8 protein-coding genes are annotated in these 6,756 nt (G+C 58.6%); 4 read left to right on the top strand and 4 right to left on the bottom strand.

Translation table 11 applies throughout. The features are described from left to right. Positions 1 to 139: 139 nt before the first annotated feature. The 4 genes from polX to MJ768_RS13150 are packed head-to-tail and all read left to right on the top strand — an operon-like array spanning position 140 to position 2,981. The gene (gene polX / locus MJ768_RS13165; RefSeq protein ID WP_239292375.1) at positions 140 to 1,864 is read left to right on the top strand and encodes a DNA polymerase/3'-5' exonuclease PolX; all 1,725 of its coding nucleotides are present in this window, start codon (positions 140 to 142) and stop codon (positions 1,862 to 1,864) included. Between the two features lie 13 nt (positions 1,865 to 1,877). Continuing rightward, entirely contained in the window at positions 1,878 to 2,123 is a 246-nt protein-coding gene (locus MJ768_RS13160; RefSeq protein ID WP_239292374.1) for a hypothetical protein, read from the top strand. Continuing rightward, positions 2,110 to 2,301: a hypothetical protein gene (locus tag MJ768_RS13155; RefSeq protein ID WP_239292373.1), complete on the top strand. Its 192-nt coding sequence runs from the start codon at positions 2,110 to 2,112 to the stop codon at positions 2,299 to 2,301. Before MJ768_RS13160 ends, MJ768_RS13155 begins: the two co-directional genes overlap by 14 nt. Beyond that, complete coding sequence (locus tag MJ768_RS13150; protein WP_239292372.1) at positions 2,298 to 2,981, top strand: hypothetical protein; 684 nt, start codon at positions 2,298 to 2,300, stop codon at positions 2,979 to 2,981. The genes MJ768_RS13155 and MJ768_RS13150 overlap by 4 nt, the downstream gene beginning before the upstream one ends. Before the next feature lies 1 nt (position 2,982). Here MJ768_RS13150 and hpf read toward each other — a convergent pair whose 3' ends face one another. From hpf to MJ768_RS13130, 4 genes are all read right to left on the bottom strand, one after another. Further along, a complete protein-coding gene (gene hpf, locus MJ768_RS13145) occupies positions 2,983 to 3,531 on the bottom strand; it encodes a ribosome hibernation-promoting factor, HPF/YfiA family (RefSeq protein WP_239292371.1) in 549 nt (182 codons plus the stop codon). Between the two features lie 101 nt (positions 3,532 to 3,632). After that, entirely contained in the window at positions 3,633 to 5,006 is a 1,374-nt protein-coding gene (locus tag MJ768_RS13140; protein ID WP_239292370.1) for a nicotinate phosphoribosyltransferase, read from the bottom strand. Then, positions 4,976 to 5,572, bottom strand: coding sequence for an isochorismatase family protein (locus MJ768_RS13135; protein ID WP_239292369.1), 597 nt, complete (start codon positions 5,570 to 5,572; stop codon positions 4,976 to 4,978). Before MJ768_RS13135 ends, MJ768_RS13140 begins: the two co-directional genes overlap by 31 nt. A 6-nt stretch (positions 5,573 to 5,578) precedes the next feature. Continuing rightward, on the bottom strand, positions 5,579 to 6,756 hold a 1,178-nt coding region (locus tag MJ768_RS13130; protein WP_239292368.1), incomplete at its 5' end, for an RtcB family protein.

Genomic DNA, 6,756 nt, shown 5'->3' with positions numbered 1-6,756 from the left:
TTCGAGTAACGCCGTATTGTGACGAAAATTGGATTTTTAGAGGTGCCCTAAAGGTCGTTGGGGCTGGGCTGCTGGTGCTCTGCTTGGCGGAACTTGAAATGGAGATATAGGATTTAAATGGTTCTATGGAGGATACAACATGCCAATCCACAATGCCGACATTGCTGCTATATTTGAAAAGATCGCCGACCTGCTGGAGATTAAGGGAGCAAACCAGTTCCGAATCCGCGCCTATCGCAATGCCGCACGCATATTGAGCGATCTGCCACAGGAGGTGCGTCTGCTGGTGGAACAAGGCGATGACCTGACCCGTTTGCCCGGCATCGGCGACGACCTCGCCGGTAAAATTAGCGAGATTACCACTACCGGACGCAGCAACTTTCTGGAACGGCTGCACCGTGAATTGCCACCCGTTATCACTGAACTACTGAAAATTCCGGGACTGGGACCAAAGCGCGTCAAGGCGCTGTATCATAATCTCGACGTGCAGACCATCGAACAACTACACCGAGCCGCGAAGGATGGCCGCATCCGCGCCCTGCCCGGTTTCGGTGAAAAATCCGAACTCAACATCTTGCAGGCCGTGGAAGCCCATGCCAGCCAGACCCACCGCTTCAAGCTCACAGTGGCTGCACAATATGCCGAAGCGCTATGTACTTTTTTGCAAGCACTACCCGGCGTACAACAGGTGACTGTAGCAGGCAGCTTTCGGCGCATGCGCGAAACCGTTGGTGACCTGGACATTCTGGTCAGCGCTGCGCCGGACAGCCAGGTCATGCAATGCTTCACCGGTTATGACGAAGTCGCCGAAGTATTCTCCGCCGGAGAAACGCGCGCCAGCGTTCTGCTCAAGTGCGGTTTGCAGGTTGATCTGCGCGTGGTGGCGCAGCACTGCTATGGCGCAGCACTGCACTACTTCACCGGCTCCAAGGCACATAACATTGCCATCCGCCGCATCGCACAGCAACTCGGCCTGAAGGTCAACGAATACGGCGTGTTCCGCGGTACACAACGCGTCGCCGGAGACAGCGAGGAATCGGTGTACCACGCCGTCGGCCTAGCGTACATTCCGCCGGAACTACGCGAGGACCGCGGCGAAATTGAGGCGGCTCGCGCCGGACGTCTGCCACAGTTGGTGGAGCTATCTGACCTACACGGCGACCTGCATGCACATACCAATGCCACCGATGGCCACGACAGCCTGCGTGATATGGCGCTGGCGGCCAAGGCGCTTGGGCTGGAGTACCTGGCCATCACCGAACACTCGCGCCGCCTTACCGTGGCGCACGGCCTGAACCCGTTGCAACTGGCGCGGCAGTGTGACGAAATTGACCGCCTTAATGAACAACTGGGGGGCATTACCCTGCTCAAAGGTATTGAGGTAGATATCCTTGAAGATGGCAGTCTCGACCTGCCGGACTCAGTGCTGTCCAGGCTTGACCTGGTAGTAGGCGCGGTGCACAGCAGTTTCGATCTGTCGCGTGCCAAACAGACCAAGCGCATCCTGCGCGCCATGGATCACCCGCACTTTACCTTTCTCGCCCATCCCAGCGGCCGCCTGATCGAACGGCGCGCACCCTATGATGTGGACATGCTGCACATCATCCGCCATGCCAAACAGCGCGGCTGCTTTCTCGAACTGAATGCCCACCCGGAACGTCTAGATCTGCTCGATAGCCACTGTCAGACCGCCAAGGAGGAAGGTGTGCTGGTCAGCATAAACTCGGATGCGCACAGCACGTTCGATTTCAATAATCTGCGCTATGGCATCGGGCAGGCGCGGCGCGGCTGGCTGGAAAAAACCGATGTGCTGAATACCCGCCCGCTTGCTGAACTATGGCCGCTCCTCAAGCGCACTATGTGAGGAATCCATGCTTATGCTTACACTAGCCCTTATTGGTGATGATCGCTCTTGCTTCTTCAAGGTAATGTTCGAGAAGGGGCAGCTGCAAAGTATTGAACTGATCCCGGTGATATTGAAGATGGCGCATGTCGCCTTGGCGCGCGGCGAAGATTTCAAGGCTATCAGTGCGCGCATGGAAATGCTTTGCGCTGAATTTGGCAATAGGTTAATGCGTCGGGATGACCGGCTAGTCTACGAGGTTAGTCATGCCATGGGATAAAAATTATTACCCCCGTGCCATGAAAAATCTGCCGGCATCGGTGCGCGCCAAGGCGATCAAGATCGCCAATGCCCTGCTGGTCGAAGGCCACGACGAGGGCAGCGCCATCCGCATCGCCATTGCCCGCGCCAAAGCATGGGCGCTGCACCACGGGTTGCTGCCTGAAGACACGGCATGATCGCACCCGACGAATTGTTGCGCAGCCACGGCGGGCGTTATGCAACCGCACTCGGCATCGATCTCGCCAGCCCGGATGCGGGCGAACGCTTCAAATGGTTTCTCGCCGCAATGCTTTATGGCGCACGCATTTCGGAACTGCTCGCCAGTCGCACTTGGCATGAGTTCGCCGCACGCGGCCTGCTCACGCCCCATCTCATCATGGAAACCGGCTGGGACGGCTTGGTGGCCATCCTTGATGCTGGAGGCTACACGCGCTATGACTATAAAACCGCCACCAAGCTGCTCGACGCATGCACTGCCCTGGCGCACGATTACGGCAGCAGCCTTGATACCCTGCATGACATCGCCACCGACCCGCGCGATCTGGAAATGCGGCTCAAGGCGCTGAGTAAGGGCATTGGCGATATCACTGTTGCAATCTTTCTGCGTGAGCTGCGCGGCATTTGGACCAAGGCCGATCCACCGCTGACGCCGCTGGTATTGAATGCAGCGCAAGCTCTGGGTTATCTGCAGCTCGACTCCGATGATGCCGACCGGGCCCTTCCCCGGCTACGGAAAATATGGACAGATAACGGGCAACCGGCAGCCGACTTTGCCGATTTCGAGGCCGCACTGGTGCGCGAAGGGCTGCGCCTGCGTCATCTAGCCACACGCTATCGCCGCGATTTTACACGCTGAGCTACCGCGGCAAGTGGTGGCGGCCTAGGCTCACGCGTTTGGCCTGTGTTCCCTCTGCGGCCATTTCTTCGACAAACTTCACCTCATCGCCCACCTTGAGCTGATCGAAAGTAGGGCTGACCACGTTGTCGCGGTGAAAGTACAATTCGTCGCCATCGGCACGCAGGATAAAGCCACAGCCGTCCTCGGCGAAAAGTCGCACCACCTGGCCGATATATTCCGGTTGATGAAGTTTTGTTTCGCCGCGCAGACGTTGGGTGTAATCCTCCAGTTGCCGCTTGGCGGCATCGAAGGCATCGCGCAGAGCGACATAGACATCTTCGTGGCGATCGCGGTTCACCACGATTTCGCGTCCCGGCACACCTATGTCGATGCGTATGTTAAAAGCCCCACCTTGATGTTTATGTTTGTGCGGCTTTTCCACCACCACCCGGCAGGAAATAATATGATCAAAAAAGTTTTCCAGCTTTTTTGCCTTTTCGCGGATATGCGCTTCAAGAGCTTCGGAATGATCTACATCGCGCAGCGTGATTTGAATTGGAATTTCCATGTTTATATCCTCCTCTTTGTGAATAATATCGTTCAGACCTTGCAGTTACAGAATTTCTCTTTTATTGAGAGAGTGACTAAAATATCCGGACTAAACCTTTTTTACTCGAAATAAATGGATCCTTGGTCAACCTGCTCAGCAAGTTCGTGCAGCGCCGGAGAGATATCTACCCGATAATCATGAGCTTCTTGAATATTGCGCAGTGATTCCGGTAGCCGGGCCAGACTGGCTGCTGCATGGCTACGGACATCTTCAAGCGTTGCAGCTGCCGCCAGTCGATGTCCTCCGCGCATTACCGGTATGAGGAGAGGTTCTCCTGGCTGCATATCTTCCTCCAGAGTCACAATATCCCAAGACATGCGTCCGTCGGCGTCGTAGTTACGGTATACCTGCTTGCGCCCAGGCCAGGTTTGTTTGCCTTCGGAACGCTTGCGGCGCGCCTTGCCGGCATATTCCTGGAGTTTGTAGGCACAATCGAGGTAGGGCACGTCACTTGACGTGTCCATGCGCGTGCCGATACCGAAACCATCTACCGGTGCGCCTGCGGCAAGCATATCGCGCAGCACATGCTCGTCCAGATCGCCACTGGCGAAAATGGTGACGTGCTTGAGTCCGCCCGCATCCAGAATTTGTCGCACCTGATAAGCGTGATCAGTGAGGTTGCCGGAATCGATGCGTACCCCCTTGATGCGGATACCGTCACGTTCCAGCTGCGGCGCGAGCGCCACCACTTTGCGCGCCGCAGCCTCAGTGTCGTAGGTATCGATCAGCAGCACTACGTTGTCCGGCTGGGCATGGGCGAAGTGCTCGAAGGCCAGCATCTCGTCATCGTGGGCCTGCACGAAGGAATGCGCCATGGTGCCGAACAGTGGGATGCCGAACTGCATGCCAGCCAGCACCGTCGCAGTGCCGGTAAAACCAGCGATATAGCTGGCGCGCGCCGCCAGCAGTCCCGCTTCCGCCCCGTGGGCGCGGCGCAGCCCGAAGTCCACAAGCTGCTTGTCCGGCGCCATCAGCACCATGCGTGCCGCCTTGGAGGCGATCAGCGTCTGAAAATTCAGCAGGTTGATGAGTCGTGTTTCCACCAGTTGCGCCTGCGCAATCGGTGCAGTCACCCGCAGTATCGGCTCGTTGGGAAAGAATATCGTGCCTTCCGGCATCGCATGCACATCTCCGGTGAAGCGCAGCGTTTTGAGATGGGCGAGCAAACTCTTGCTGAAGCGGCCGGTGGAAGCCAGCCATTCAAGTTCCTCCGGTGTGAAGTGCAAGCCCAGCAGGAATTCCAGCACCTGATCGAGTCCTGCCGCCATCAGGAAGCCGCGTCCGGGGCGCAGCTTGCGTACGAAAAATTCGAACACGGCAACATCCTCCATGCTGGAGTCGTGATAACCCTGCAGCATGGTGAGCTGGTAGAGATCAGTGAGCAGAACGCTGGATGCAGGATTCATGCAGCAAGCTTTTGCAGGGAGATGCATTTCGCGCCAAGCGCGATCATTTCCTCCACGGCGCGCTGTCCGTCACCGGGCTGGACATCCACCGCCCGGATCGCATCGACCAGGACAAACACCTGATAGCCAAGTTGCAGCGCATCGCGCGTAGTATTGAGCACGCAGTAGTCGGTGGTGAGCCCGCCGATGAATATCCGGCGTATACCGGCATCGCGCAGTTGCCGATCCAGATCTGTGCGCAGAAACGACGAGTAGGCATCATGTTCCGGCGTGGTTGCCTTGGAGATGATCACGGCAGAAGGCGGCAAGCGCAGCGCTGCGGCAAACTCCGCGCCGTGCGTTCCCACTATGCAGTGCGGCGGCCACGGCCCGCCCTGCGCGCGGAAGGAGCAATGATGCTCGGGATGCCAGTCGCGCGTAACAAACACCGGCAGGTTGCGCGTCACGAAGATGTCAATGTAACGGTTGAGCACCGGCACCACCTCATCGCCACCCGGCACCGCCAGGCTGCCGCCGGACAGGAAATCATTCTGTATGTCCGTAACCAATAGTGCATCGCCCGGCTGCAAGTCATATCGTTCCAGTGTATTCATGAGCTCTTAACCTTTGATGCAGATGAGCGGTTTCACACGCGCCACCTTGCGCGCCAAATCGGCGCGATCGGCAGCATCCACTACGGCGCTTACATCCTTGTAAGCGCCCGGCGCCTCCTCGGCAACCCCGCGCATCGAGGGGCTGCGTATCAGGATGCCGTGCCCGGCCAGATCATCGACTACTTTCCGCCCGCTCCAGTTGCGTAACGCCTGATGACGGCTCATCGCGCGTCCCGCGCCGTGGCACGCTGAACCGAACGCAAGCCGCATGCCCTGTTCCGTCCCGGCCAAGATATAAGAAGCCGTTCCCATGCTGCCCCCGATCAACACCGGCTGGCCGGCATCCCGCAGCGCGAGGGGCAGATCGGGATGCCCCGGGCCGAAGGCACGTGTGGCCCCTTTGCGATGGACGAAAAGTTTTTTCATCCGCCCGTCCACCTTGTGTTCCTCCACTTTGCAGGTGTTGTGGGACACGTCATACAGCAGCGGCAGCCGCGCCTGCGGCAGCACCTGTGAAAATATCTGACGCGTAAGATGGGTGAGTATCTGGCGGTTGGCCAGAGCGCAATTGATGCCCGCCCGCATCGCGCAAAGATAGTCCTGCCCGAGCGGCGAATTGATCGGCGCACAGGCCAGCTCGCGGTCAGGGAGGTCTATGCCATAGCCCGCGGCAGCCATTACCATTTGCTTAAGGAATTCGGTGCCGATCTGGTGGCCGAGCCCGCGCGAACCGCAATGGATGCTGACTACGACATCGCCCGCTTTTACGCCGAACGCAGCGGCAATCTCCGGCGCATACACATCGGTCACCTCCTGGATCTCAAGATAATGGTTGCCGGATCCGAGCGTGCCCATTTCGTCACGCTGGCGTTTTTTGGCCTGCTCGGAAACCTGAGACGGGCCGGCGCCGTGCATGCAGCCGCCCTCCTCGATGCGCTCCAGATCGGCCGCCGTACCATAACCGCGCTCCACCGCCCAGCGGGCACCACCGCGCAGCATGGCATCCATCTCCGCAGCATCCAGCCGGATGCCGCCGGTGCTGCCCATGCCCGCCGGAATGGCGTGATACAACGCATCCGCAAGCCGCGCCTTCACCGCTTCGATGTCCTCTATGCGCAGGCCGGTGTGCAGAGTGCGCACCCCGCAGGATATGTCGAATCCCACCCCTCCCGCCGACACCACCC

Origin of the sequence: Candidatus Nitrotoga sp. 1052, assembly GCF_927312905.1 — a bacterium.
Classification (GTDB): domain Bacteria; phylum Pseudomonadota; class Gammaproteobacteria; order Burkholderiales; family Gallionellaceae; genus Nitrotoga.
The sequence above is the reverse complement of the archived record's forward strand: the minus strand, read 5'-3'. Positions and strand labels throughout refer to the sequence as shown.